Raw genomic sequence first — 25,164 nt, 5'->3', positions numbered from 1 at the left:
AGCCGCGCCGGTCGCGGAGCGCTAGAAGCTGTACACCAGCGACGCCCGGCTGGTCGTGTCGGTCGAGCGGCGGCCCTCGGTCGGCATGCTCTCATATTGCACGGCATAGGATAGCTGCGCCGACAACGGCCCGAACAGCCGGGCGTTGAGCGCGGTGGTGCTGGCGACCGTGCTGTTCATCTGCTGCAGATAGGCGGACGCGTCCTGGCGCAGCGTGATGGCGGGCGTCAGCTTCCACCCCAGGTCCATCCGGCCGCGTGCCGCCAGACTGGTTTCGCTCCGATCGTCGGTGAAGTCGGTCTGGCGGAAGGCGGGGCCCAGCTCCAGGTCGAGCGTCACCGCGGGGGATCGGATCGCGCCGTACCCCCCGCCCGCCGATGCCGAGAAGCGGCTGTCATAACCCAGGAAAGGGTCGCTTTCCGCCTGGGCCGCACCGTAGAGATAGGCGCGGTCGTCGATCTTGTAATTGGGTTCGAAGGCGAAGAGATAGCGTTCGCGCGAAACCCGACCGTCCGACTCCTGATAATCGGCCTGGACTCGCACCTTGTTGCGCCAGCGCACGCCTTCGCGCGTGACGTCGACGATCGCCGCCAGCCCGGTCACGTCGCTATTCCCGCTGGAGACGAAGCCGCCCAGCTCGGCGCGGCCCTTCCACAGTTCGATGATGGAGGCGTCGGCGAGCGCGGCCTGCTGCGCCTCGCGCCGCTTCGCGCGCCAGGCGTCCGCCTCGCTGGCGATCGCGTCCGCCGCATCGGGCGCCGCGGCGCGCGCATATTTCACCAGAGTCGCGACCTCGCCTTCGTTGCCCGAGGCATAGGCCGCGTCGAGCATCCGTCGAACCGCGTCGGGCAGGTCGACATTCCCGATCAGCATCGACGCGGCCGCGATTAACAGGATCGATCGCATCGCTTCCGGCTAGGGCAGACGCCGGGCCGGCGAAACTAGCCGTGCGGCAGATGGGGCCGAAACATCGCCAGAACGTCCTCGTACAGCGCCCGCTTGAACGGAACCGCGACCGCGGGCAGCTCGGCCGGGTCGGCCCAGCGCCAGGCGCGGAACTCGGGATGCGCGGTGTCGAGCCGCACATCGGCGTCCCGGCCGGTGAAGCGGAACAGGAACCACCATTGGCGTTGCCCGCGCCACTTGCCCTTCCACACCTTGCCGATCATCTCGGGCGGCAGGTCGTAGAACAGCTCGCGCGACGCGCGGGCGACCAGCGCGACATGCTCGGGGCGGATGCCGGTCTCCTCCTCCAGCTCGCGGAGGGCCGCGGCCTGGGCGTCCTCGCCCGGATCGATCCCGCCCTGGGGCATCTGCCATGCCTCCAGCACGGTATCGATCCGCTGGCCGACGAAGACGCGGCCGGCCGCGTCGACGAGCATTACCCCCGCGCAGGGGCGGTAGGGAAGGGAAGCCGGATCGCTCACCCGGCGGCCGCCTGCGCCATGACCTGCTGGCCCTGGACCTCGTTGATCATCGCCCGCACCGCCGACAGATAACCCGCGACATCGCCGACGCTCGACGGCACCGCTTTCCGGAGCGTCACGAACCCGTGAATGTTGCCCACCGCCTCGCGGTAGACGACGGGCACGCCCGCGCGGATCAGCGCGGCGGCATAGGCGCGGCCCTGGTCGCGGATCGGGTCCAGGCTGGCGGTGATGACGACGGCGGGCGGCAGGCCGGCCAGCGATCCCGCCGTCGGGTTGCCCGCCATGTGCGTCAGGTCGGCGGCATAGGCGTCGGCGAACCAGTTCATCGTGTCGCGCGTCAGCAGATATCCTTCGGCGAACTCGTCGAACGAGGGATGCTCGCTCGCCATGTCGGCGGCCGGGTAGATCGGCGCCTGGACGATCACCGGCACCGCGGCGGGCCGGTCGCGCAGCGCCATGGCGGTGGTGATCGTCAGCGTTCCGCCCGCCGAGTCGCCCGACAGCACCAGGCCCGTCACCTTGCGCCCCAGTTCCGCCGGGCTTTCCGCCACCCAGCGCGCCGCCGCCTCGCAATCGTCGGGCGCGGCGGGCCAGGGATGTTCGGGGGCGAGCCGGTAATCGACCGACACGACCGGGAGCCCCAGAGTCCGCGACATCTCCGCGCAGAAGCTCGCATGGGTGTCGAGATCGCCGATGACGAAGCCGCCGCCATGGAAGAACACCACCGCCGGCCCAGGCTCGCGCGTGGCGCGTACGTCGAACAGGCGGGCGGGGATGTTTCCCGCGGGGCCGGGAATGACCAGGTCGATCACCGCGCCCAGCTCGCCAACGGGCGGGTCGGCGATGTCCTTCATCGCGCGGTAGACAGCCCGCGCGCCGGCCGCGTCCATCTGATGCGTCCTGGGGCCGGGCAGCGCGTTCAGATAATCGAGGAAGCCGCGCACGTCGGGCCGTACATAGGGCTCCGCCTTGGGCATCGTATCGGTCATTCGCCTCTCCCGTCCATCGCGTGTCGCGCCTACCTAGCCCCGAGTGATCCACGTCGTCCATCACCCCGCCTATGTCGCACCGGGTCCCGCGCGCTCGGCCTATCGCTGGAACAAGAACGGGCTGATCCGCGACCTGCTCCGCGCTGAGGGCGAGCGGATCGCGTGGCATCGGCCCGATCCGACCCCGCCGGCGGCGCTGGAGGCGGTGCACGATCCCGATTATGTCGCCGAGGTGCTGGAGGCGCGCGTCCCCGCCGCCAAGGCGCGTCGCATCGGCTTCCCGGTCACGCCGGAGGTGGCGGCGCGGGCGGCGGTCGTGCCCGGCGGCACCTGGCTCGCGGCGCGGCTGGCGTTGGACCATGGGTTCGCGGCCAACACGGCCGGTGGCAGCCATCACGCGCTCCACGACACGGGTGCGGGCTATTGCGTGTTCAACGACCTGGCGATCGCGGCGGTCCGGCTGGTCGACGAGGGCGCGGTCGCCCGCATCGCGATCGTCGATGTCGACGTGCACCAGGGCGACGGCACCGCCGCCCTGCTCGCCGGTCGGCCGGGGATCGCGACCTATTCGATCCATGCGGAGAAGAACTTCCCCGTCCGCAAGGCGCGCTCGACGCTCGACGTCCCGCTTGCCGACGGGACCGGCGACGACGAGTATCTGACCGTGCTGGAGGCCACGCTCGCCCCGTTTCTGGACGCGCATGAACCCGACCTCATTCTCTACCAGGCGGGCGTGGACCCCTATGCCGGCGACCGCCTCGGCCGGCTGGCGCTGACCCGCGACGGGTTGCGCGCCCGCGAACGCCTCGTCGCGCGCCTCGTCCGCGCGCGGGGGCTGTCACTGGCGAGCACGGTCGGCGGCGGCTATGGCGACGACGCGCTCGCCATCGCCCGGCGCCATGTCGACGCGATCCTGACCTTGGGCGAGGCGTTGTCGGGGTAGGGGAGCTTGCCGCCCCCGCCGCTCATTCTACATTGGCGAACCGGGGACTCTGGGCATAGAGAGCCCGCAATCGACCCAGCAATCGACATCGTACAGGAACGCCCAATGGCCACCGCCATCCACCAGACGACGCCAGCCGAGGCGTCCGCGCATCCCGCCCTGGAGTCGGTGGTGGTCCGCTTCGCCGGGGATTCGGGCGACGGGATGCAGCTGACGGGCGGCCAGTTCACCCTGTCGACCGCCCTGGCGGGCAACGACCTGGCGACCTTTCCCGACTTCCCCGCCGAGATCCGCGCGCCGCAGGGGACGTTGTTCGGGGTGTCGGCTTTCCAGATCAATTTCGGATCGACCGACATCGAGACGGCGGGCGACCAGCCCGACGTGCTGATCGCGATGAACCCGGCGGGACTGAAGGTGAATGTCGACGCGCTAAAGGCGGGCGGGCTCATCATCGCCGACGAAGGCGAGTTCACCGAGCGCAACCTCGCCAAGGCCAAATACGACGCCAACCCGCTGACCGACGGCAGCCTGGCGCGCTGGCAGCTCATGTCGTTCAACATCTCGCAGCTGACCCTCGACGCGGTGAAGCCGTTCGGGCTGGGCAACAAGGAGGCGCTGCGCTGCAAGAACATGTGGACGCTGGGGCTGGCGCTCTGGATGTTCGATCGCGACCGCCAGCCGATCGTCGACTGGCTCAAGACCAAGTTCGCCAAGATGCCGCTGCTCGCGGAGGCGAACATCGCCGCGCTCAACGCCGGCCACGCCTATGGCGAGACCGCCGAGCTGGCCGGGCCGATGAAGCAGCACGCCATCGCCGCCGCGCCGGTCGAGCCCGGCCTTTACCGCACCGTCACGGGCGCGGAGGCGATCAGCATGGGGCTGGTCTCGGGGGCGCAGCTGGCCGAGTTGCCGATGTTCTTCGGCGGCTATCCGATCACCCCGGCCTCGGCGATCCTCCACTATCTGGCGCGGCTGAAGGAGTTCGGGGTCACGACCTTCCAGGCGGAGGACGAGATCGCCGCCATCGCGAGCGCCATCGGCGCCTCCTATGCGGGGCAGCTGGGCGTCACCTCCTCCTCGGGCCCCGGCATCGCGCTGAAGGGCGAGGCGATGGGGCTGGCGATCATGACCGAGCTGCCGCTCGTCATCGTCAATTCGCAGCGCGGCGGGCCGTCGACCGGGCTGCCGACCAAGACCGAGCAGTCCGATCTCTACCAGGCCGTCTATGGTCGCAACGGCGACGCGCCCATGCCCGTCATCGCGTCGCGCTCGCCGTCGGACTGTTTCGAGGTCGCGATCGAGGCGGTGCGGATCGCCGTCACCTACATGACCCCCGTCATGATCCTGACCGACGGTTACATCGCCAATGCCGCCGAGCCGTGGAAGGTGCCCGACATGAGCGGCTATGCGCCTTTCCCCGTGCAATTCTACGACGAGCAGGAGGCCATGGTGGACAGGCTGGCGGCACCGGACCCGAGCCTGTGGAAGTTTCAGCCCTATGGTCGCGATGAGAACGGCAAGCGGCCTTGGGCCAAACCCGGCACCCCCGGCCTGCTGCACCGCATCGGCGGTATCGAAAAGGCGCAAGGGACGGGCAATATCGACTATTCGCCCGCCAACCACCAGGCGATGACCGACATCCGCAAGGACAAGATCGATAACATCGCCGTCCCCGACCAGCGGGTCGAGCTGGGCGAGGCGTCGGGCAGGCTCGCCATCGTCGGCTGGGGATCGACCTTCGGCCCGATCCACCAGGCGGTCCGCCGCGCGCGGCGCCGCGGGCTCGACGTGGCGCATATCCACATCCGCCATATCCACCCGATGCCTGCCAATCTGGGTCCGCTGCTGCGCGGCTACGACCGGATCGTCGTGCCCGAGATGAACACCGGCCAGCTCAAGACGCTGCTGCGCGACCAGTTCCTCGTCGACGCCAGGCCGCTCAACAAGGTATCGGGCCAACCCTTCCGCATTTCCGAGATCGAGGAAGCGATCGACCGCGCGCTCGGCGGCGATGCGGGCGGCGAGGTCCGCGCGGATCGGACCCAGCTGCCCGAGCCCGTTTCCGGCCATGACGACGGCCATCTGCGCGGCGCCTTTTCGCCGCAGTCCGCTTGAAATCAGGACCCGTTCGATGAACGACATGACCCCTTTCATCACCAAGCCCAAGGACTGGGAGACCGACCAGGAGGTGCGCTGGTGCCCGGGCTGCGGCGACTATGCCGTGCTGAAAGCCGTGCAGCGGACCATGCCGGAGATCGGCGCGCGGCCGGAAAATACGGTGTTCGTGTCGGGCATCGGCTGCTCGTCGCGCTTTCCTTATTACATGGAGACCTATGGCTTCCACACCATCCACGGCCGCGCGCCGGCGGTGGCGACGGGGGTCAAGCTCGCCAATCCGGACCTGGACGTATGGATCATCACCGGCGACGGCGACGCGTTGTCGATCGGCGGCAACCACACGATGCACCTGCTCCGGCGTAACCTGAACTGCCAGGTGCTGCTGTTCAACAACGAGATATACGGGCTGACCAAGGGCCAATATTCCCCCACGTCGCGCGTCGGGACGCGCACGCCCTCGACGCCGCTCGGCTCGGTCGACACGCCGGCGAACCCTTGCGCCTTCGCGCTGGGGTCGGGCGCGCGGTTCGTCGCGCGGGGGATCGACGTCCACAAGAACCTGGTGGCGGTGCTCAAGGCCGCCTATGCCCACCAGGGCGCGGCGTTCGTCGAGATTTTCCAGAACTGCATCGTCTATAATGACGACGTGTTCGCGCCCTTCACCGAAAAGCCCAACGCCGCCGCCGCGCAGATGTGGGTCGCGCACGGCGAGCCGCTGCTGTTCGACGGCGGGCGGAAGGGGCTGGCGCTGGACGTCGACGCGCTCAAGCTGAAGGTCGTCGACATCGGCCCCGACGGCTGGGAAGCGGCGGGGGTACTGGTCCACGACCAGTCCAATCGCAGCCTGGCGCATATGTTGGTCGAAATGCCCTTCGGGCCGTTCCCGATGGCGCTGGGCGTGTTGCTCGACGACCCCGCTCCGACCTTCGAATCGGCGGTCGTCCGCCAGAACGCGCAGGCGAGCGAGGGCAAGGCCGCCAACCTCCAGAAGCTGCTCAGCCAGGGCCAGACCTGGATGGTCGACAAGCAACCCCACGCCATCTGACCCGGTGAACGCCGGTTTCACGCCGGAGCGCGTCCCGCTCCGGTCACGGATATTCGCCGGGCCGTTCCACCGCCTGCTCGACCGGATCGACGCCGGGCTGGAGGCGGGCGGGATCAACGCGACGCTGCCCGACGGCACACGGCGGCTGCTCGGCGGCCGCGCCGACGGACCGGTGCCGATCGTGCATCTCCGCCGCTGGCGCGCGCTGGTCCGGCTGGCGCTGCGCGGGTCGGTCGGCTGGTACGAGGGCTGGGCGGCGGGCGACTGGTCGAGCCCCGACCCGGTGCCGCTGTTCGACCTGTTCATGCGCAACCGCGTCGCGCTGGGCTCCGCGGCCCGCGCCGAAGGACCGGTGCGGCGGGCCTTGCGCCGGTGGCATCGGCGTCGCGCGAACAGCCCCGCCAATGCGCGGCGCAACATCGCCGCGCATTACGACCTGGGCAACGACTTCTATCGGCTCTGGCTCGACCCGACCAAGACCTATTCCAGCGCGATGTTCGAGGCGCCGGGCGAGCCGCTGGAGCGGGCGCAGCGGCGCAAGCTCCAGGCGATCCTCGACCGGACGGCGACGGCGCCGGGCGACCGCATCCTCGAGATCGGGTGCGGCTGGGGCTCCTTCGCCGAACTGGCGAGCGGGCAGGGCAGGGTCGTACACGCGCTGACGCTGTCGACCGAGCAGAAGGCCCATGTCGACGCCCGCGCGCTGCCGGGCGTGACGGTGGCGCTGACCGATTATCGCGACGTCGCGGGCAGCTATGACGCGGTCGCCAGTATCGAGATGGTCGAGGCGGTTGGGCAGGAATATTGGCCCGCCTATCTCGACACGATCGCCCGCGTGCTGAAGCCCGGCGGGCGGGCGGCGATCCAGTATATCTCGATCGCGGACGACGTGTTCCCGGCCTATGCCGACAGCGTCGATTTCATCCAGCGCTACGTCTTTCCGGGCGGAATGCTCCTGTCCGACAGCCGCTTCCGCGCGCTGGCCGAGGCGCGCGGGCTTCGCTGGACCGATCACCGCGCCTTCGGGCTCGACTATGCCGAAACGCTCCGCCGCTGGCGCGAGGCGTTCGACGCGGCCGAGCTGCCGCCGCGTTGTGACGAGCGCTTCCGCCGGCTCTGGCGTTATTATCTCCATTATTGCGAGGGCGGCTTTCGCGGCGGCGGGATCGACGTCGCCCAGGTAACGCTGGTCCGGTGACGCCGATCAGGGATCGATGCGCTCGCGGTGTCCCTGCCCGAACCCCGACACCGCCAGCTCCGCGATACGCGCGGCGACGACGGCCGGCTCCTTCACGGACAAGGGATCCTCGCCCGGAAAGGCGCGCTCGCGCATCTTGGTCCGGGTGGCGCCGGGGTCGAGGATCATGGTGCGTACCGGCCCGATTTCTGCCAGTTCGTCGCCATAGGCGAGCACGATATTCTCGAACGCGGCCTTCGACGCGCCATACGCCCCCCAATAGGCGCGAGGGGAACGCGCGACGGAGGATGTGACCCCGATCACCCGCGCGCCGGCCGATCGCCGCAGCATCGGGTCGAACGCGGTCAGGAGCGCCACCTGCGCGCTGACGTTGAGCGTCAGCAGCTGGGCCAGTTCCTTGGGATCAATCGACGGCACGGGCGTCAGCGAGCCGAGCGTCGCGGCGTTGAGCACCATCACGTCGAGCGCCTGCCAGCGCTCGCCCACCGCCGCCGCCAGCCGGGCGATCGCGTCGGTCTGGGTAAGGTCGAGGGGCGCGATCGTCGCCGATCCCCCCGCGTCGAAGATGCCCTGCTCCACTTTCTCCAGCCCCGCCGCCGTGCGGGCGGTCAGCACCACATGGGCACCGAGCGCGCCTAGCGCCGTCGCGGTCGCCGCGCCGATGCCCCGGCTCGCCCCGGTGACGAGCGCGAGCTTGCCGTCGAGCATTCCGGCCACCTCAGTTCACCCGCTCGGCGAGCATCGCGAACTGGTCGACCTCGGCGGTCTCGTCATAGTCGGTCAGCGTCGTCGGATAATCGCCGGTGAAGCAGGCGTCGCAATATTTGGGCCGGACCTCCGCGCGCCGCGCCTCGCCCAGCGCCTTGTACAGCCCGTCGATCGACACGAAGGCCAGGCTGTCGGCATGGATGAAGTCGGTCATCCCGCACACGTCGTGCTTGGCGGCGAGCAGGCCCGCCCGCTCGGGCGTGTCGACCCCGTAGAAGCAGGAATGGGCGGTCGGGGGCGAGGCGATGCGCATATGCACCTCCGCCGCGCCCGCCTCGCGCATCATCTGCACGATCTTGAGGCTGGTCGTGCCGCGCACGATCGAATCGTCGACCAGGATCACCCGCTTGCCCTTGATCAGCGCGCGGTTGGCGTTGTGCTTGAGCTTGACGCCAAGGTGTCGGACCTTGTCGCTCGGCTGGATGAAGGTGCGCCCGACATAGTGCGAGCGGATGATGCCCAATTCGAACGGGATGCCCGACGCCTGGGCGTAACCGATCGCGGCGGGCACGCCCGAATCGGGGACGGGAATGACGAGGTCGGCATCGACGCCCGATTCGGCGGCGAGCTGCGCGCCGATCTCCTTGCGGACGGTGTAGATCGACTGGTCGTCGACGATCGAATCGGGGCGGGAGAAATACACCCACTCGAAGATGCACGGCCGCGGCGCCATGGGCGCGAAGGGGCGGATCGAGCGGACCTCGGACCCTTGCACGATGACGAGCTCGCCCGGCTCGATCGCGCGTTCGAAGGTCGCGCCGCACACGTCGAGGGCGACCGTCTCCGACGCGAAGATGACCGCGTCGTCGAGTCGCCCCATGACGAGCGGACGGATGCCGAGCGGGTCGCGGCAGGCGATCATGCCCTCGGGCGTCATCACCACGAGCGAATAGGCGCCTTCCACCTGCTTGAGCGCGTCGATGAAGCGGTCGAGCAGGGTGCGGTAGCTGGAGGTCGCGACCAGGTGGATGATGACCTCGGTGTCGCTGGTCGACTGGAAGATCGCGCCGCGTCGGACGAGCTCGCGACGCAGCCGCGTGGCGTTGGACAGATTGCCGTTATGCGCGATCGCGAAGCCGCCGCTCTGGAGTTCGGCATAAAGCGGCTGGACATTGCGGAGCGCCGTGTCCCCCGTGGTCGCATAGCGGACATGGCCGGTGGCGACCTCGCCCGTCAGCGACCGGATCACGTCGTCCCGGTCGAAATTGCCCGCGACATGACCCATCGCCCGGTGGGTGTGGAAATTACGGCCGTCGAAGCTGGTGATCCCCACCGCCTCCTGACCCCGGTGCTGGAGCGCATGGAGGCCGAGCGCCACGAGCGCGGCGGCGCTGGGACTGCCGGAAACCCCGAACACCCCGCACTCTTCGTGCAGCTTGTCATCATCGAACGGATGTGTGGTAAGCATATGGCCCTGCCCGGAGGATGGCGGGCATATAGGCGGGGCGGGTCCGCTTGTCGCCTGTTTGTAACCGATGTTTATGGAACGGCTCGTCGCATGAGGATATCGACCCGGCATGGCTGACCCTCGCGAGACCGGCCTCGACCTCGATCCGCGCTATGACGCGGCGGGCCTGATCACCGCGGTGGTCACCGACAGCGCGACCGGCGAGCTGCTGATGGTCGCGCATATGAACGCCGACGCGCTCGCCGCCACCCGCGCGACGGGGGAGGCGGTGTTCTGGTCGCGCAGCCGGAGGCGGCTGTGGCGCAAGGGCGAGACGTCGGGGAACGTGCTCAGGGTGCGCGAGATGCGCGTCGACTGCGACCAGGACGCGCTGTGGCTGATGGTCGAGCCGACCGGTCCGGCCTGTCACACGGGCGTGCGGAGCTGCTTTTATCGCCGGATCGAGGGCGACGGACTGGCGCGGGTGGCGTGAAGCGCGCGCTGGTGCTGACGTTGCTGCTCGGCGGCTGCGACGGGGGCAGCCCGCCCGCCGCCGCCAGCGCGGGCGGGGAGCTGGAGCGGGCGGCGGTCGCGGCCGGGCTGGTGCCCGATCCCGCCCGCGTCTCCATCGTCGGCGCCTGGGCGCGCGACAGCGACCGGGTGTGCGTCGTGCCCGGCGGGGGCGGGCGGGAGCGGATCGGCGTCGTGATCGACTATGGCGAGGGGAATGGCTGCGTCGGCGCCGGCACCGTCCGGCGGTCGGGCGACCGGCTGGCCATCGATCTCGGCGCCTGCCGCATCGACGCGCGGTTCGACGGCGAGCGCATCGTCTTTCCCGCCGAGGTCGACGCCGCGTGCGCACGGTCGTGCCGCGGCAATGCCAGCCTGGCCGCGCTGTCCGTCGAGCGGGTGAGCGGCTCGGCCGCCGAGGCCGCGACGCTTCGCGCACCATCGGGACGACTGCTCTGCGCAGGTTGACGTTGACGTAAGGGGCACCTATCTGGATCGGCGATGTCGACCGCCGCCCTGTCCGCCGCCTATGCCGCAATCGAGCCGCGCTCGGACCGCGACCATTATTCGATCACCGACCTGTGCGCCGAGTTCGGGGTCACGCCGCGGGCGCTGCGCTTCTACGAGGACGAAGGGCTGATCGCGCCCGAGCGGCGTGGCACCACGCGCATCTATTCGCACCGCGACCGCGCCCGGCTGGCCTGGATCCTGCGCGGCAAGCGCGTCGGCTTCTCGCTGGGCGAGATCCGCGAGATGATCGACCTCTACGACCTGGGCGACGGCCGCCGCGTCCAGCGCGCGGTCACTGCCGATCGCTGCCGCGACCGCATCGCCGCGCTCGAGGCGCAGAAGCGCGACATCGACGCCGCGATCGGCGAGCTGAACGACTTTCTCGACACCATCGAAGCCGACATTCCGAAGGATTGAACCGATGCCGACCTATACGCCCCCCGTCCGCGACACCCGCTTCGTGCTCGACCATGTGGTCGGGCTCGATCGCTATTCGAACCTGCCCGGTTTCGAGGCGGCGACCCCCGACGTCGTCGACGCCGTGCTGGAGGAGGGCGGCCGCTTCGTCGCCGAGGTGCTGTTCCCGCTGAACCAGGTCGGCGACCGCGAGGGCTGCACCCGCCATGCCGACGGATCCGTGACCACCCCGAGCGGGTTCAAGGAAGCCTATCGCCAGTTCGTCGAGAGCGGCTGGGCGACCCTGGGCAACCAGCCCAAATATGGCGGGCAGGGGATGCCGCACGTCGTGTCGACCGCGTTCCAGGAATATATGATCTCGTCCAACATGGCCTTCGCCATGTATCCCGGCCTGACGCATGGCGCGATCGCGGCGCTGATCGCCAAGGGCACGCCCGAGCAGCAGGCGATGTACGTGCCCAAGCTCGTCTCGGGCGAATGGGGCGGCACCATGAACCTGACGGAGCCACAATGCGGGACCGATCTGGGGCTGATCCGCACCCGCGCGGTGCCGAACGCGGACGGATCCTACGCGATCACGGGCACCAAGATCTTCATCTCGTCGGGCGAGCACGACCTGACGGAGAACATCATCCACCTGGTGCTGGCCAAGACGCCGGGCGCCCCCGACAGCTCCAAGGGCATTTCGCTGTTCGTGGTGCCCAAGTTCATCGTCGAGCAGGACGGATCGCTGGGCGCGCGCAACGCGGTGTCGTGCGGGTCGATCGAGCACAAGATGGGCATTCACGGCAATTCGACCTGCCTGATGAACTATGACGGTGCGACCGGCTGGCTGGTCGGCGAGGAGATGAAGGGGCTGGCCGCGATGTTCATCATGATGAACGCGGCGCGGCTGGGCGTCGGGCTTCAGGGGCTGGGCGTCGCCGAGACCGCGTATCAGAACGCGGTCGCCTATGCCCGCGACCGGCGCCAGGGGCGCGCGCTGACCGGCGCGGCCGAGCCGGGCCAGGGTGCCGACACCTTGTTCGTCCACCCCGACGTGCGCCGGATGCTGATGGGGATGAAGGCGCTGACCGAGGGCTTGCGCGCATTGTGCCTGTGGGGGGCGCTCCAGGTCGACCTGGAGCATCTCGGCGTGACCGAGGAGGACCGGCAGCTGGCGGGCGACTTGATCGGGCTACTGACCCCGGTCATCAAGGGTTACGGCACCGACATGGGCTATCAGATCGCGACCGACGCGCAGCAGGTCTATGGCGGCCATGGCTATGTCGCCGAATGGGGCATGGAGCAATATGTCCGCGATGCCCGGATCGCGATGATCTATGAAGGCACCAACGGCATCCAGGCGATGGACCTGGTCGGGCGCAAGCTGATGCAGAATGGCGGGCGCGCGGCGCAGTCGATGCTCAAGATGGTCGCCGACGAGATCACCGCGGGCAAGGCCGACCCCGCCACCGCCGACATCGCCGCGCGGCTGGAGAAGTCGCTGGGCGACCTGCAGGCGGCGAGCCTGTGGTTCATGGCGAACGGCACGAAGAACCCGAACCATGTCGGCGCGGGCGCGGTGCCCTATATGCATCTGATGGGCATCGTCGGGGTCGGTTACATGTGGCTGCGCATGGCCGCCGCCGCCGCGCGGCTGAAGGCGGCCGGCGAGGAATCCGGTCAGTTCGGGGCCGCGTTCCTCGACGCCAAGCTCGTCACCGCGCGCTTCTACGCCGAGCGCATCCTGCCCGAGACGGGCTCGCTCCGCCGCAAGATCGAGGGCGGGGCGGACGCGATCATGGCGTTGCCGCCGGAGATGTTCCTGGCGGCGTGATCGGCCGCGCGCCCTCGCTCGCTTTCGGGGCGGGCGAGGGCGGCTGGCCTGCCGACTCCGACGCCTTGCGGCGGACGCCACCCAGCGCCTCGGGACCCCGCGCCGGGACCGCCGCGGCGGGTGGCGGAAGTGCTTCCCCGGCCGGGATATAGGCCTGCATCTTCATGCACTGCGCCGGCACGGGCCGCTTCGTCTCGCGGCAGTTCCACAACCTGCGCTCGACACCCGTCTGGCGGTCGCGCAGATAGCTGAAGCTCATGCCCGCCACCTGGGCCGTGTTGAGCGGCAGCCGCGCCGGGGTGCGGGCTGCGTCGGTCCAGCCCAGCACCTTGCAATAGGCGCGTTCCCCGCACGTCTTGCTGGCGAGCGCGGGCCAGAGCTGGGGCGGGATATTGGCCGGCAGCGTCAGGAGGAAGCTGTCGCGGTCGGGGGTCAGTTCCGGGTCCGGCAGCGGTCCCGCCGGCGCGGCCCCGCCGCCGGCGATGATCGCGTCCATGATCGCGGTCTCGTCCGCGCTGGTGATCGCGCCTTCCGGCAGGAGCGGCATCGCGTCGCCCGATGCGCTGCCATGGACGGGCGACAGATAGGCGATCTTGCTCACCACCGGCTCGTTCGGCTGGGGACGGCGGTTGAAGGCCGGCGGGGTGCCCCACCAGCCGGTCCAGCGAAAGAACAGATGCGTGCCGACCTTGGTGATCTTGTCGAGGCTGGACGACCAATAGGGCACGACCCAGTCGGTGTGGTAATGCGTCGCGTGGCCGACCGGCTTGTACACCGACCCGGCCAGCGCCGCGGCCGCGATCGCGCGCGCGCGCCGCCATCCGCCCTCCGAAGGCTGGCGCCGGAGCGCGCCGTCGCAGGTGAAGGTGAACTGGCAGCCCGTGCTGCGCTCCTGCCCCTGGAACACGACGCCGCAGACCGTCTTCGGGAAGGCCGGATGGCGCAGGCGGTTGAGCACGACCTGCGCCACCGCGCGCTCGCCGATCGCGTCGTCGCCCGCTTCGTACAGCACCCCCGCCGCGAGACAGTCGGTGGCGCGCGCCAGATCGTCTGGCCCGCCGCCGAAGCGGAACGGCCGCGCCGCCGGATTGGGTGCGGTCGAGAAGGGCACGGTGGCGTTGAAGCTCTGCGCGTCCTCCCGCGCGATCGCGACGAATGCGGTCGGCTCGACGGGCGGCAGCTCGGCCGCCGGCACCACGCGCTGCGGGCGCTGGGCGAGGCGGGCCGTCGCCGGGCGTACCGGTGGCGCGGTGGCCACGATCAGCGCGGGCAGGCCGACCGCGACCGCGGCGATCCCGGCGAGCACCAAGTGGAGGGAATGCCTGGGCGCGCGGCTCGCCTCGACCGGCGAGCCGCTATCGTTCGGGATCGTCACTCGGGCAGGAAGTCCGGGACGGAGAGGTAACGCTCGCCGGTGTCGTAGTTGAAACCGAGCACGCGGACATTGTCGGGCAGGTCGGGCAGCTTCTGCAGGATCGCGGCCAGCGTCGCGCCCGAGCTGATGCCGACCAGCATCCCCTCCTCGCTCGCGGCCCGCCGGGCCATGTCCTTGGCGACGGCCGCATCGACCTCGATCACCCCGTCGAGCGCGGCGGTGTGGAGGTTCGCGGGGATGAAACCCGCGCCGATGCCCTGGATCGGGTGGGGGCCGGGCTGGCCGCCGCCGATCACCGGCGAGGCGGCGGGCTCGACCGCGAACGCCTTCAGATGCGGCCAGACCTTTTTCAGCGTCTCGGCGACGGCGGTGATGTGGCCACCGGTGCCCACGCCGGTGATGAGCACGTCGATCGGGGCGTCGGCGAAATCGCTCAGGATCTCCTGCGCGGTGGTGCGGACATGGACGTCGATATTGGCCGGGTTCTCGAACTGTTGCGGCATCCACGATCCCGGCGTCTGGCCGACCAGCTCCAGCGCGCGTTCGATCGCGCCCTTCATGCCCTTTTCGCGCGGGGTCAGGTCGAACGTCGCGCCATAGGCGAGCATCAGCCGGCGCCGCTCCAGCGACATGGATTCGGGCATGACGAGCACGAGCTTATAGCCCTTGACCGCCGCGACCATGGCTAGGCCGACGCCGGTATTGCCGCTGGTCGGCTCGATGATCGTGCCGCCGGGCTGGAGCTGGCCCGACGCCTCCGCCGCTTCGACCATCGCCATGGCGATGCGGTCCTTGATCGATCCGCCGGGGTTGGACCGCTCGGACTTGATCCACACTTCGGAGCCCGGAAACAGCCGCTGCATGCGGATGTGCGGCGTGTTCCCGACGGTGTCGAGGATCGTTTGGGCCTTCATGTCTGAACAACTCCATCTGGTCGGGGCACGATCTCGGGGGGATCGAAGCTCTTTGCAAGCTTGAGTTCGGGATAGAGCCGCGCCCAGAGCAAGGTCACCGCGATCGCGCCGACCCCGCCCAACACGACCGCCCCGACCGGGCCGAGCAGCGCCGCGAGCAGCCCGCTCTCCGCTTCGCCGAGCTCGTTGGACGCGGAAATGGTGAGCTGCGACACCGCGCTGACCCGCCCGCGCATCGCGTCGGGGGTGTGGAGCTGGATCAGCGAGGAGCGGATATAGACCGACACCATGTCGGCCGCGCCCGCGACCACCAGCGCGCCGATGCTCAGCCAGAGCTGGCGCGACAGACCGAAAACGATGGTCGCGACGCCGAACACGATCACCGCGAGCAGCATCTTGCGCCCGACATCGTGCTTCATCGGCCGGAACGAGAACCAGATCGCCATGGCGGCCGCCCCGACGCCCGCGCTGGCGGCGAGAAAGCCGAGCTCCGCCTCGCCCACATGGAGCACGTCGCGCGCGAAGACGGGAAGGAGCGCGGTCGCCCCGGCGAGCAGCACCGCGAACAGGTCGAGCGTGATCGTCGCCAGCACCAGCCGGTTGTGGCGAACATAGCTGAATCCCTCGACGATGCGCGCGAGCGGGCGGTGGTCCTTCTGCGCGGGCGGCTGGGGCACGGGGCCGATCAGGAAGACGCCGCCCAGCGCGACCGCGAACAGCGCGGCGGCCGCGGCGTAGGCGGCGACCGGGCTGATATCGAGCAGCAGCCCGCCGACGCCCGGTCCCGCGATCGAGCCGACCTGCCACGCGATCGAGCTAACCGCGATGGCGGTGGGCAGCACTTCGCGCGGAATGAGATTGGGCGCGAGCGCGGAATAGGCCGGACCCGAAAAGGCGCGGGCGACCCCGATCAACACCGCCGCTGCGAACAGGGCGGGCAAGCCGAGCGCGCCGGTCCAGGTCAGCAAGCCCAGCCCGCCCGCGACCAGCACCAGCAGCGTCGTCGTCGCGCGCACGATCCAGCGCCGGTCGACGCTGTCCGCGACGAGGCCGACGACCGGGGTCAGGAGGAACAGCGGAACGAACTGCGCCAGCCCGATCATGCCGAGCAGAAAGGCCGCCTCCCGCACGTCCATCGTCGCGCGCGCGATGGTGTAGACCTGCCAGCCGACGATCAGCGCCATCGCGCCGGTCGCGATCGTGCCCGCGAGGCGCGACGCCCAATAGGCGCGGAAGTTGGCGATCCGGAACGGATGCGGGGCCGTGGTCATCGCCGGGCGGCTTAGGGAAGGGTCGGGGAGATTGAAAGCGCCGGGACTTCCCGCCTATAGGCCGGGCATCATCTTCCTCCCCGGACGAGGTTTTACCCCGATGGCTCCAGCCCCCGTCAAAGCGGCGCCCCGCGCGTCCGCCATCCCGCCCACGCCCAATCGCGAGCGGCCCACCGAACCGACGCCCTATGCGGCGAGCAGGGAGGAGCTGCTGCAATTCTACCGCGACATGCTGCTGATCCGCCGTTTCGAGGAAAAGGCCGGACAACTTTACGGGCTCGGGCTGATCGGCGGATTCTGCCATCTGTACATCGGCCAGGAGGCGGTCGCGGTCGGGTTGCAATCGGCGCTGTCCGACAAGGATTCGGTCATCACCGGCTACCGCGACCATGGCCATATGCTCCTGTGCGGCATCCCGCCCAAGGACGTGATGGCCGAGCTGACCGGGCGCCAGGCCGGCATCTCCAAGGGCAAGGGCGGCTCGATGCACATGTTTTCGGTCGAGCATAAGTTCTACGGCGGACACGGCATCGTCGGGGCGCAGGTGTCGCTGGGCACCGGGCTCGCCTGGGCGCATAAGTACCGCAAGGACGGGGGTGTCGCGCTGGCCTATTTCGGCGACGGCGCGGCCAATCAGGGGCAGGTGTACGAGAGCTTCAACATGGCCGAGCTGTGGAAGCTGCCGATCATCTACGTGATCGAGAACAACCAGTACGCGATGGGCACCAGCGTCAACCGCGCCTCCGCCGAGGACCAGCTCTATCGCCGGGGCGAGAGCTTCCGCATCCCCGGCCTTCAGGTCGACGGGATGGACGTGCTCGAATGCCGGGGCGCGGCCGAGACCGCGCTTGAGTGGGTGCGGGCGGGCAAGGGGCCGATCATCCTGGAGATGAAGACCTATCGCTACCGCGGCCATTCCATGTCCGACCCCGCTAAGTACCGCAGCCGCGAGGAAGTCCAGGCGGTGCGCGAGAAGTCCGATCCGATCGAGCGTATGAAGGCGCTGCTGGCCGAGCAGGGGATCAAGGAGGACGCGCTGAAATCGATCGAGCAGGAGACGCGGCGCGCGGTCAACGAAGCCGCCGACTTCTCCGAGAGCACGCCCGAGCCCGATCCGGCCGAACTCTATACCGACGTGCTGGTGGAGCGTTATTGATGCCCGTTCAGATCAAGATGCCGGCCCTGTCGCCGACGATGGAGGAGGGCACGCTCGCCAAATGGCTGGTCAAGGCGGGCGACAGCGTGAAATCGGGCGACATCCTCGCCGAGATCGAGACCGACAAGGCGACGATGGAGTTCGAAGCGGTCGACGAAGGCGTGATCGGCTCGATCGACGTCGCCGAGGGCACCGACAACGTAAAGGTCGGCACCGTCATCGCCACCATGGCGGGCGAAGGGGCGGCGGAGACGCCCGCCGCGCCCGAGAGCGAGGCGACGGTCGAGACCCCGTCCGATCAGAAGACCGAGGACGCGGCGGCGCCCCAGGCGCAGGAAACGGGCACCACGCAGCTCGTCCAGGCGGCCGAGCGCGCGCCGATCGCCGATCCCGAGGTGCCGGCGGGCACCGAGATGGTCAAGCTCACCGTCCGCGAGGCGTTGCGCGACGCGATGGCGGAGGAGATGCGCCGCGACGACCGCGTGTTCGTGATGGGCGAGGAGGTCGCGCAATATCAGGGCGCCTACAAGGTCACCCAGGGCTTGCTCGACGAGTTCGGCGACACGCGCGTGATCGACACGCCGATCACCGAATATGGCTTTGCGGGCGTCGGCACCGGCGCGGCGATGGGCGGCCTCAGGCCCATCGTCGAGTTTATGACCTTCAACTTCGCGCTCCAGGCGATCGACCACATCATCAATTCGGCCGCCAAGACCAATTACATGTCGGGCGGGCAGATGCGCTGCCCCATGGTGTTCCGGGGACCCAACGGCGCGGCGACGCGCGTGGCGGCGCAGCATTCGCAGAATTTCGGGCCGTGGTACGCATCCGTCCCCGGCCTGATCGTGATCGCGCCGTACGACGCCGCCGACGCCAAGGGGCTGCTGAAAGCCGCGATCCGCACCGAGGATCCGGTCGTGTTTCTTGAGAACGAGCTGCTCTACGGCCGCAGCTTCGACGTGCCCAAGCTCGACGACCATGTGCTGCCGATCGGCAAGGCGCGGATCGTGCGCGAGGGTGGCGACGTGACGATCGTCAGCTATTCGATCGGCGTCGGCGTCTCGCTGGAAGCGGCGGAGCAATTGGCGGGCGAGGGTATCGAGGCGGAGGTGATCGACCTGCGCACGCTGCGCCCGCTCGACCGCGAGACGGTGCTCAAGTCGCTCGGCAAGACGAACCGCGTCGTCGTCGTCGAGGAGGGGTGGCCCACCTGCTCCATCGCGTCGGAGATCATGGCGGTGTGCATGGAGGACGGCTTCGACGATCTCGACGCGCCCGTCACCCGCGTGTGCGACGAGGACGTGCCGCTACCCTATGCGGCCAATCTCGAGAAGCTGGCGCTGATCGACCCGGCGCGCGTGGTCGCCGCGGTGAAGAAGGTCTGCTACCGGCGATAGACACCGGGGTCGCTCAAAGATCATATCGCCCGCAGGTTCTGCCGATCGTCCCGCTCGGGCCGACGCCCAACGTCTCGGCCGTGCGCTCGCGGACGGTGAAACTGGCCTCGGACCGCATGATCGGCGTTCCGTAGATGGCTTCCGAAACCACGGGCTTGTAGCGATAGGTCACTTCCGCGAACACCATCGCCGAGTTGGTGCTGGCGGCGACGGTACGTGTTGCCGCGCCCATGAAAGGCAGCGTGCCGTCGGTCGCGCCTTTGCCCTGCACGCCGTATCGGGGCACCGACTCGGGTATTTGAAGCGCACCCGCGCAGCGCTGCCACAGGATGGTCTGGCCCGCATTGGTGCCGGTCTGCCCGTTGGGCAGGACATCGGACAGGACGATGCGACCGCGCGCCGCGAAATCCATGCTTTCGCCGACGATCTTGCCGCCGGTCAGCACCTCGTTGACGTCGGCCTCGTTGATGCTGTCGCGCACGCGCGCGGCATTGTCCGCGCTGACCGCGGCGATCTGGTGCACCCGCATCGCCGCGATCACGTAGTTCGCGGTTTCCAGTCCGAACAGCAGCAGCGTGACGATGACCGGCAGCGTGAAGGCGAACTCGATCAGCGCGAGCCCGCCCGTATCGGCCCGAAGCGAGCGGCGCGGCGACCTTATCATCACGGGCACCGGATCGTCGGCTGCGCGCGCGACGTGAAGGGCTGGTTGCGCATCACGGTGCTCGCGACGACCGTTTGGGTATCACCCCAGCCGAGCAGGCGGTTGACCGGAAGGATATTGGGATAGGTGACCGTGACCTTGTAGCGAACGATATCGTCGGCCGTACCAAGTCCGGTCCGTCGAGTGGTGTCGTAGAGCCCGTTATTGTTCACGTCCTCGAAACAATCGGTTGCGTTGTAAATGCCGATCGGGGCGGTGTCGGAGGTGATCTTCTCCGCCTTGTCGACATTGGAGAAGTTAAAATAGGGTTCCTTGACGAATTCGGGATTGTTGCTCGCATCGATCAGCGGCGAGATGCGATAGCGCACCAGCGCGTTCACCTGCGCCTCGGACTTGTCGCCGATACTCGCCTGGCGCGCGGCTTCGAGCAGCGCGCCTTGCAGGACGGCGCTGAGATATGCCCGGTAGCCCAGCTCCAGCCCGCCGATCAGCAGAACCGCCATCACCGGCATGATGAACGCGAATTCGACCACGGTCGTACCATGCATGTCGCGGGCGAGCCGGCGTATCACTGGCTGAGCCTCAACGACCCGATCTTGGAGCCGATCTGCTGAAATTTGGCGACCAGCTGCGCCTGATCCAACGAGGTCGACGCTTGCTCCGGCTTGCTCGCGCAATTCTGCATCTCGGTCGTCAGCGCGGTGGCGAAGGCGACGACCCAGATGTCGATCCCCTTCGCTTTGGCCGCGTTGCACGCCATGCGAAAGCGTTGCAGATGCCGGTTGTACAGAGCGCCGTCGTTGTAAGTCGGCGTGCCCATCACACGTCCGTCGAGCGCCTCGATACCGTAGCTGCTATAGGTTAGGCTTTGCGGTGCGAGCTGCCCATCGGTCATGAAGATCATGTACTTCTTGACACTAAATCCCCGAATCTTCTTTGGATTATCGGGATCGTTCTGGTTGTTCGTCTCGGGCGTCGCGGACCGAAATATACCGTCGGGAGACAGGAACCGGGCGCCCCAGATGATGCCCAGATCGTGATAGGTGCCGCCGCGCGCGCGCAGGCTGTCGACATAGGCGTTGAACCCGGTCTGGTTCGCATAATATTCGGCCAGCCGAACCGACTGGGTCGGACAGGCATAGGACACATTCAGCGCCTTCTTGCCTGCCAGCACGCTTTGGTAGCTGGCATCGTTGATGCCGCTCATTGATGCCGGCTTGACAAGCGGCCAGTACACGATCGCGGGCCACATCGGGCGCCATCTCGTGTCGTCGCTATTCGGGATCAGGTCGACGTCGAGATCGAATGCGTCGCTCGGGGCGGCGGTGGCGGTCCCTCCGTCGATCGCGGTGGCATTGGTCGCGCGTTCCTCGATACACCCGTCCCAGAATGTCGGCTGCGGCTCGGGCACCTCGGACCCGTCGGTGGGCCCGATGAACAACGAAGCATCGGCAGCGGACGAGCTAGTGCCGCTGTCGGAGGTCAGAAAGCGCCGGACATCGACGGGGAAGGTCGTTCTCGCATAGGTATAGGTATTCGCATCCGCCGTGCCGTCGCGCTGAGCATAGACAAGGCAAGTATAGGCATTGCCCCGGAACGACCGGACCCAATATCCTGCAGCCACTCCCGACAGGCCGAGCAACTGTGCGTCTGCGTCGCGCGTATAGGCTTGGTTGCACGATTCTTGCGTGATCAGTCCGAACCCGCCGGCGTCGGCCGGTTCTCGGGCCCATCGGCTCTGATAGTTCCAGTCCTGAACGAGATAGTCACTGTTCTTCGCATAAACGATTTTGCCGACGTTGATCGTGCTGTTGTAGTTCACAAAACCGTAGCGCAAACGCAAGCTGTTCACATGAAGCTGATCCTGAGCCGTCTGAAGCGAAACATAGAAGGCCTTGGCTGCGGTACGCAGGGCGCCGATCTTGGAATCCGTCTGTTCGATCTCGTTGCAATTGCTCGTCGCCGGGGCGCTGGGGGCGCAGTTCATCGACCCCGACAGATCGAACACCATCGCGATATCGGTGTTGACGAAATCCTGGGTCGCCGAGCAGGAGGCGGTAAGGGGCAGGTTGTCGAATCCGAACACCTTCATGACCGTGGTCGGAATTGTGGTGCTGGCCTCGACCCGCAGCGTGCCGGTCGCCGGGGCGGTGATCGACAGATCATAGGCCGCGGTCTGAAACTCACCCTGGGGAAAGTTGAACGCGAAATATTTGGTCGTCTCCGCACGGATCGCATCGGTGATGTCGGTGCCGGCGAGAAGCCGCCGGCCGGCGAGCGAACCCGCGTCGCAGGCCTGGCGAAGGCGATTCTGCGCCATATAGGCGCGGCTCATGTCGACGCCCGAACCGATCATGCCGAGTAACGGAAACAGGGCCGCGGTCATGATCACCAGCGTATTGCCGCGCCGATCACGCGCCAACCTGCCGAGGAAGGTCCGCGCTTTCTGGCCCGAGCCGGGTTTCGAGCCTGCGTTCGGTGAGTTCATGCGTTCGTGACTAATGCGCGTCCGATAATGGACGCTCAAAGAACATGGTTAACCAAACCTTGCCGCCGACCGAGGTGAAGGTTGCTGCGCCGGGTGAAGCAGGGCATGAGGATCAGATCGGTGGTCCGCACCGGGCGATCGGGAAAACATGCGGCGGCGGAACGCGTGATCGCGACCATTCTCCGAATCCCCGCAACGCGCCATCATCATGCCCCGGTTCGGTCTCGACCGCTGCCGGATGATCTCTGCGAGCCCGAGCTTCGCCGGATGCAGAAAGAACGGGGAATCCCATATGGGACCGGACGGTCTTGTGGTGAGGACGGCCAGCGTATCCGGCGGAAAGATCAAGCATCCGTCGGCGTTCGAAGCTTTGTTTGCGCTCGATACCCGGTTGGGAAGCGTTCTCAGAACCACCAGAGAGCCGATGATCGGGCAAATCCGTCTTGCATGGTGGGCGGAAGAACTCGCGCGACTTGAAGTGGCGGCTCCGGCCGCTCAGCCGGAATTGATCGCGATCGCGACGCACTTGCTGCCGCTCGGCATCAGGGGCGAGCAGCTCGCGACCATGATCGACGGATGGGAAGCGTTGCTGGCAAGCACGGCGCTGAGCGACGACGATCTCGATCGGTTCGCGCGTGCGCGGGGCGGGACCCTGTTCCAACTCGCCGCTACCGTGCTCGGGGCCGAGGACGCCCAAGTCGCGGTGGCCGGGGAGGGTTGGGCATTGGCCGACCTGTCGCGCAACCTGTCGGATGCGGGGATCGTGCCCCGAGTTCGCCAAATGGCGTTGCGGCGTCTGGACCCGGCGATGGCGTGTCGCTGGTCGCGAGCGGGACGACCGCTCGGCCGACTTGCGCTCACGGCCCGGCTCGACCTGGAGGCGGTCGGCCCGGCCATGCGGGCGGCGCGGTTGCTCCGCTACCGCGCGACCGGTCGATAGGGGTTGCGGGCGAGCGATGTGCTTGTAGCTTGGCCCGGCGATGAGGGGAGGCGGATGCGATGTGGCGATATCTGGCGGGCGGTGCGGCGGCGCTGGCGATGGGTGGGGCGGGAATGCTGGCATTCTGCGGCGCCGCGCGGCCCGGGCCCTTATTGCCGGCGCGACCGGCCCAGGTCGCCGCCGCTCAGGAGGCCGAGGCGAGGCCCGCGCGACTGCCGGAAGCGACGCCCGCCACGCGCGAGGAGAAGCGTTTCGGGCGGTACGACAAGAATGATGACGGGGCGATCACCCGCGAGGAATATCTCGCCAACCGGCGCAAGGCCTATGCCCGGCTGGACAAGGACGGGGACGGGCGGCTGTCGTTCGACGAATGGTCGGCCAAGACGAGCGCCAAATTCGCCGGTGCCGATCGCGACAGATCGGGATCGATGAACGCCGCCGAGTTCGCGACCACCGCCGTCAAGCGACGACCGGCGCCGAAACGGGCGGACTGTCCGCCTCCTCAAACGGACGAGGGGTGATCCATTCGCCCAGCGCGGCGCGCGCGCGGTCGGTGTAGAGGCGCTTGCGGTCGCCCTTCCTGGAGCGGCCGGGAATGGGCGGGAACAGCCCGAAATTGACGTTCATCGGCTGATAGGTCTCGGCCACCGCCGCGCCGGTGATGTGGTTGAGAAGCGCGCCCAGCGCGGTCTCGACCGGCGGCGATGCCATGGTCTCGCCCCGAAGCTCGGCGGCGGCGAAACGGCCCGCGAGCAGGCCGATCGCCGCGCTTTCGATATAGCCCTCGCACCCCGTGATCTGGCCGGCGAAGCGGACATGGGGGCGGTTCTTCAGCCGCAAGGTTCCGTCGAGCAATTCGGGCGAACGGATGAAGGTGTTGCGATGCAACCCGCCCAGCCGCGCGAATTCGGCATTCTGCAGGCCGGGGATGGTACGGAACAGCCGCACCTGATCGGCATGTTTCAGCTTGGTCTGGAAGCCCACGATGTTCCACAGGGTCGCCGAGGCGTTGTCCTGGCGTAGCTGCACCACCGCATGGGGCCAGCGCCCGGTTTTCGGATCGTCGAGGCCGACCGGCTTCATCGGGCCGTAGCGCAGCGTGTCGACGCCGCGTTCGGCCATGACCTCGATCGGCATGCAGCCCTCGAAATAGGGCGTGTCCTTCTCCCATTCCTTGAAGGGCGTCTTCTCGCCCTCGATCAGGCCCTGGTGAAAGGCGAGATACTGCTCCTTGTCCATCGGGCAGTTGATGTAGTCCTTGGTCTCCCCCTTGTCCCAGCGCGAGGCGAACCAGGCGGTGTCGAGATCGATCGAATCGCGGTGGACGATCGGCGCCAGCGCGTCGAAAAAGGCGAGCGCGTCGCGCCCCGTCGCCTGCCCGATGCTGTCGGCCAGTCCCGGCGCGGTCAGCGGGCCCGTGGCGACGATCGCCGGGCCGTCGGGGAGCAGGTCCACCCGCTCGCGGACCAGGGTGATGTTGGGATGCGCGCCCAGCGCGGCGGTAACGCCCGCCGAATAGCCGTCCCGGTCGACGGCGAGCGCCGAGCCGGCGGGCACGCGGTGCCTGTCCGCCTCGCGCAGGATCAGCGAGCCGAGCGTGCGCATCTCCTGGTGGAGCAGCCCGACCGCGTTCGCCTCGGCATCGTCGGAGCGGAAGCTGTTGGAACACACCAGTTCGGCGAGCCCGTCGGTCTGGTGCGCCGCCGTCGTCTCGCCCGATCCGCGCATCTCCGACAGGCGGACGCGGAAACCGGCCTCGGCGAGCTGCCACGCGGCCTCCGACCCGGCGAGCCCGCCGCCGACGACATGGATGTCATGCGCCATC

General features: G+C 68.4%; 24 protein-coding genes. 12 read left to right on the top strand and 12 right to left on the bottom strand.

Translation table 11 applies throughout. The annotated features are described in order from the left end of the window. Nucleotides 1-21 precede the first annotated feature (21 nt). Genes VF592_RS13945 through VF592_RS13935 form a run of 3 tightly spaced genes read right to left on the bottom strand, consistent with a single transcriptional unit; the run spans nt 22 to nt 2,419 of the window. Nucleotides 22-906, bottom strand: coding sequence for a DUF481 domain-containing protein (locus VF592_RS13945; protein ID WP_331006226.1), 885 nt, complete (start codon nt 904-906; stop codon nt 22-24). Nucleotides 907-941: 35 nt separating this feature from the next. Beyond that, nucleotides 942-1,427: an RNA pyrophosphohydrolase gene (locus VF592_RS13940; protein ID WP_331006225.1), complete on the bottom strand. Its 486-nt coding sequence runs from the start codon at nt 1,425-1,427 to the stop codon at nt 942-944. Continuing rightward, a complete protein-coding gene (locus tag VF592_RS13935) occupies nt 1,424-2,419 on the bottom strand; it encodes an alpha/beta hydrolase (protein ID WP_331006224.1) in 996 nt (331 codons plus the stop codon). The genes VF592_RS13940 and VF592_RS13935 overlap by 4 nt, the downstream gene beginning before the upstream one ends. A 43-nt stretch (nt 2,420-2,462) precedes the next feature. Between VF592_RS13935 and VF592_RS13930 the strand changes: the two genes are divergently transcribed. The 4 genes from VF592_RS13930 to VF592_RS13915 all read left to right on the top strand — a co-directional run bounded on the left by VF592_RS13930 (nt 2,463) and on the right by VF592_RS13915 (nt 7,723). Further along, the gene (locus VF592_RS13930; protein ID WP_331006223.1) at nt 2,463-3,362 is read left to right on the top strand and encodes a histone deacetylase; all 900 of its coding nucleotides are present in this window, start codon (nt 2,463-2,465) and stop codon (nt 3,360-3,362) included. 105 nt (nt 3,363-3,467) lie between these two features. Beyond that, nucleotides 3,468-5,477, top strand: a complete 2,010-nt coding sequence (locus VF592_RS13925; protein ID WP_331006222.1) for a 2-oxoacid:acceptor oxidoreductase subunit alpha — start codon at nt 3,468-3,470, stop codon at nt 5,475-5,477. Between the two features lie 16 nt (nt 5,478-5,493). Then, nucleotides 5,494-6,525, top strand: a complete 1,032-nt coding sequence (locus tag VF592_RS13920) for a 2-oxoacid:ferredoxin oxidoreductase subunit beta (protein WP_331006221.1) — start codon at nt 5,494-5,496, stop codon at nt 6,523-6,525. A gap of 4 nt (nt 6,526-6,529) precedes the next feature. Further along, complete coding sequence (locus VF592_RS13915; RefSeq protein ID WP_331006220.1) at nt 6,530-7,723, top strand: cyclopropane-fatty-acyl-phospholipid synthase family protein; 1,194 nt, start codon at nt 6,530-6,532, stop codon at nt 7,721-7,723. A 6-nt stretch (nt 7,724-7,729) separates the two neighbouring features. On the opposite strand, the gene VF592_RS13910 is transcribed toward VF592_RS13915, so the two are convergent. Both VF592_RS13910 and purF read right to left on the bottom strand, forming a co-directional pair. Then, nucleotides 7,730-8,431 carry an SDR family NAD(P)-dependent oxidoreductase gene (locus VF592_RS13910; protein WP_331006219.1) on the bottom strand — a complete coding sequence of 234 codons (702 nt, stop codon included), beginning with the start codon at nt 8,429-8,431 and terminating at the stop codon, nt 7,730-7,732. Between the two features lie 10 nt (nt 8,432-8,441). After that, nucleotides 8,442-9,899: an amidophosphoribosyltransferase gene (gene purF / locus VF592_RS13905; protein WP_331006218.1), complete on the bottom strand. Its 1,458-nt coding sequence runs from the start codon at nt 9,897-9,899 to the stop codon at nt 8,442-8,444. A 109-nt stretch (nt 9,900-10,008) separates the two neighbouring features. On the opposite strand from purF, the gene hisI reads away from it, so the two are divergent. Genes hisI through VF592_RS13885 form a run of 4 tightly spaced genes read left to right on the top strand, consistent with a single transcriptional unit; the run spans nt 10,009 to nt 13,134 of the window. Then, complete coding sequence (gene hisI / locus VF592_RS13900; protein WP_331006217.1) at nt 10,009-10,371, top strand: phosphoribosyl-AMP cyclohydrolase; 363 nt, start codon at nt 10,009-10,011, stop codon at nt 10,369-10,371. Continuing rightward, a complete protein-coding gene (locus tag VF592_RS13895) occupies nt 10,368-10,856 on the top strand; it encodes a hypothetical protein (protein ID WP_331006216.1) in 489 nt (162 codons plus the stop codon). Before hisI ends, VF592_RS13895 begins: the two co-directional genes overlap by 4 nt. 33 nt (nt 10,857-10,889) lie before the next feature. Then, on the top strand, nt 10,890-11,315 hold the full coding sequence (locus tag VF592_RS13890; protein ID WP_331006215.1) for a MerR family DNA-binding transcriptional regulator: 426 nt from the start codon (nt 10,890-10,892) through the stop codon (nt 11,313-11,315). 4 nt (nt 11,316-11,319) lie between these two features. Next, nucleotides 11,320-13,134 carry an acyl-CoA dehydrogenase C-terminal domain-containing protein gene (locus VF592_RS13885; protein ID WP_331006214.1) on the top strand — a complete coding sequence of 605 codons (1,815 nt, stop codon included), beginning with the start codon at nt 11,320-11,322 and terminating at the stop codon, nt 13,132-13,134. Here the strand turns inward: VF592_RS13885 and VF592_RS13880 are convergent. From VF592_RS13880 to VF592_RS13870, 3 genes are read right to left on the bottom strand one after another with little or no spacing between them, the layout of a single operon-like run. Beyond that, complete coding sequence (locus tag VF592_RS13880) at nt 13,097-14,509, bottom strand: cell wall hydrolase (RefSeq protein WP_331006213.1); 1,413 nt, start codon at nt 14,507-14,509, stop codon at nt 13,097-13,099. The genes VF592_RS13885 and VF592_RS13880 overlap by 38 nt on opposite strands. Next, nucleotides 14,506-15,423: a cysteine synthase A gene (gene cysK, locus VF592_RS13875; protein WP_331006212.1), complete on the bottom strand. Its 918-nt coding sequence runs from the start codon at nt 15,421-15,423 to the stop codon at nt 14,506-14,508. Before cysK ends, VF592_RS13880 begins: the two co-directional genes overlap by 4 nt. Beyond that, a complete protein-coding gene (locus VF592_RS13870) occupies nt 15,420-16,694 on the bottom strand; it encodes an MFS transporter (protein ID WP_331006211.1) in 1,275 nt (424 codons plus the stop codon). Before VF592_RS13870 ends, cysK begins: the two co-directional genes overlap by 4 nt. A gap of 100 nt (nt 16,695-16,794) precedes the next feature. On the opposite strand from VF592_RS13870, the gene pdhA reads away from it, so the two are divergent. Both pdhA and VF592_RS13860 read left to right on the top strand, forming a co-directional pair. After that, a complete protein-coding gene (gene pdhA, locus VF592_RS13865; RefSeq protein WP_331006210.1) occupies nt 16,795-17,850 on the top strand; it encodes a pyruvate dehydrogenase (acetyl-transferring) E1 component subunit alpha in 1,056 nt (351 codons plus the stop codon). Next, entirely contained in the window at nt 17,850-19,247 is a 1,398-nt protein-coding gene (locus VF592_RS13860) for a pyruvate dehydrogenase complex E1 component subunit beta (protein WP_331006209.1), read from the top strand. Before pdhA ends, VF592_RS13860 begins: the two co-directional genes overlap by 1 nt. Before the next feature lie 13 nt (nt 19,248-19,260). Here the strand turns inward: VF592_RS13860 and VF592_RS13855 are convergent, their stop codons facing one another. Genes VF592_RS13855 through VF592_RS13845 form a run of 3 tightly spaced genes read right to left on the bottom strand, consistent with a single transcriptional unit; the run spans nt 19,261 to nt 22,399 of the window. Further along, the gene (locus VF592_RS13855) at nt 19,261-19,911 is read right to left on the bottom strand and encodes a TadE family protein (RefSeq protein WP_331006257.1); all 651 of its coding nucleotides are present in this window, start codon (nt 19,909-19,911) and stop codon (nt 19,261-19,263) included. Further along, complete coding sequence (locus VF592_RS13850; protein WP_331006208.1) at nt 19,911-20,459, bottom strand: TadE/TadG family type IV pilus assembly protein; 549 nt, start codon at nt 20,457-20,459, stop codon at nt 19,911-19,913. The genes VF592_RS13855 and VF592_RS13850 overlap by 1 nt, the downstream gene beginning before the upstream one ends. Before the next feature lie 20 nt (nt 20,460-20,479). Then, a complete protein-coding gene (locus VF592_RS13845) occupies nt 20,480-22,399 on the bottom strand; it encodes a TadE/TadG family type IV pilus assembly protein (protein ID WP_331006207.1) in 1,920 nt (639 codons plus the stop codon). A 208-nt stretch (nt 22,400-22,607) separates the two neighbouring features. Here VF592_RS13845 and VF592_RS13840 point away from each other — a divergent pair, with 208 nt between their 5' ends. Further along, on the top strand, nt 22,608-23,339 hold the full coding sequence (locus VF592_RS13840; RefSeq protein WP_331006206.1) for a squalene/phytoene synthase family protein: 732 nt from the start codon (nt 22,608-22,610) through the stop codon (nt 23,337-23,339). A 59-nt stretch (nt 23,340-23,398) separates the two neighbouring features. Beyond that, on the top strand, nt 23,399-23,860 hold the full coding sequence (locus VF592_RS13835; RefSeq protein WP_331006205.1) for an EF-hand domain-containing protein: 462 nt from the start codon (nt 23,399-23,401) through the stop codon (nt 23,858-23,860). On the opposite strand, the gene trmFO is transcribed toward VF592_RS13835, so the two are convergent. Continuing rightward, the gene (gene trmFO, locus VF592_RS13830; protein ID WP_331006204.1) at nt 23,799-25,163 is read right to left on the bottom strand and encodes a methylenetetrahydrofolate--tRNA-(uracil(54)-C(5))-methyltransferase (FADH(2)-oxidizing) TrmFO; all 1,365 of its coding nucleotides are present in this window, start codon (nt 25,161-25,163) and stop codon (nt 23,799-23,801) included. The genes VF592_RS13835 and trmFO overlap by 62 nt on opposite strands. Between the last annotated feature and the right edge of the window lies 1 nt (nt 25,164).

The sequence above is a fragment of the Sphingomonas sp. genome (genome assembly GCF_036388435.1).
GTDB lineage: Bacteria > Pseudomonadota > Alphaproteobacteria > Sphingomonadales > Sphingomonadaceae > Sphingomonas.
This window is presented reverse-complemented; position numbering and strand designations above follow the sequence as displayed.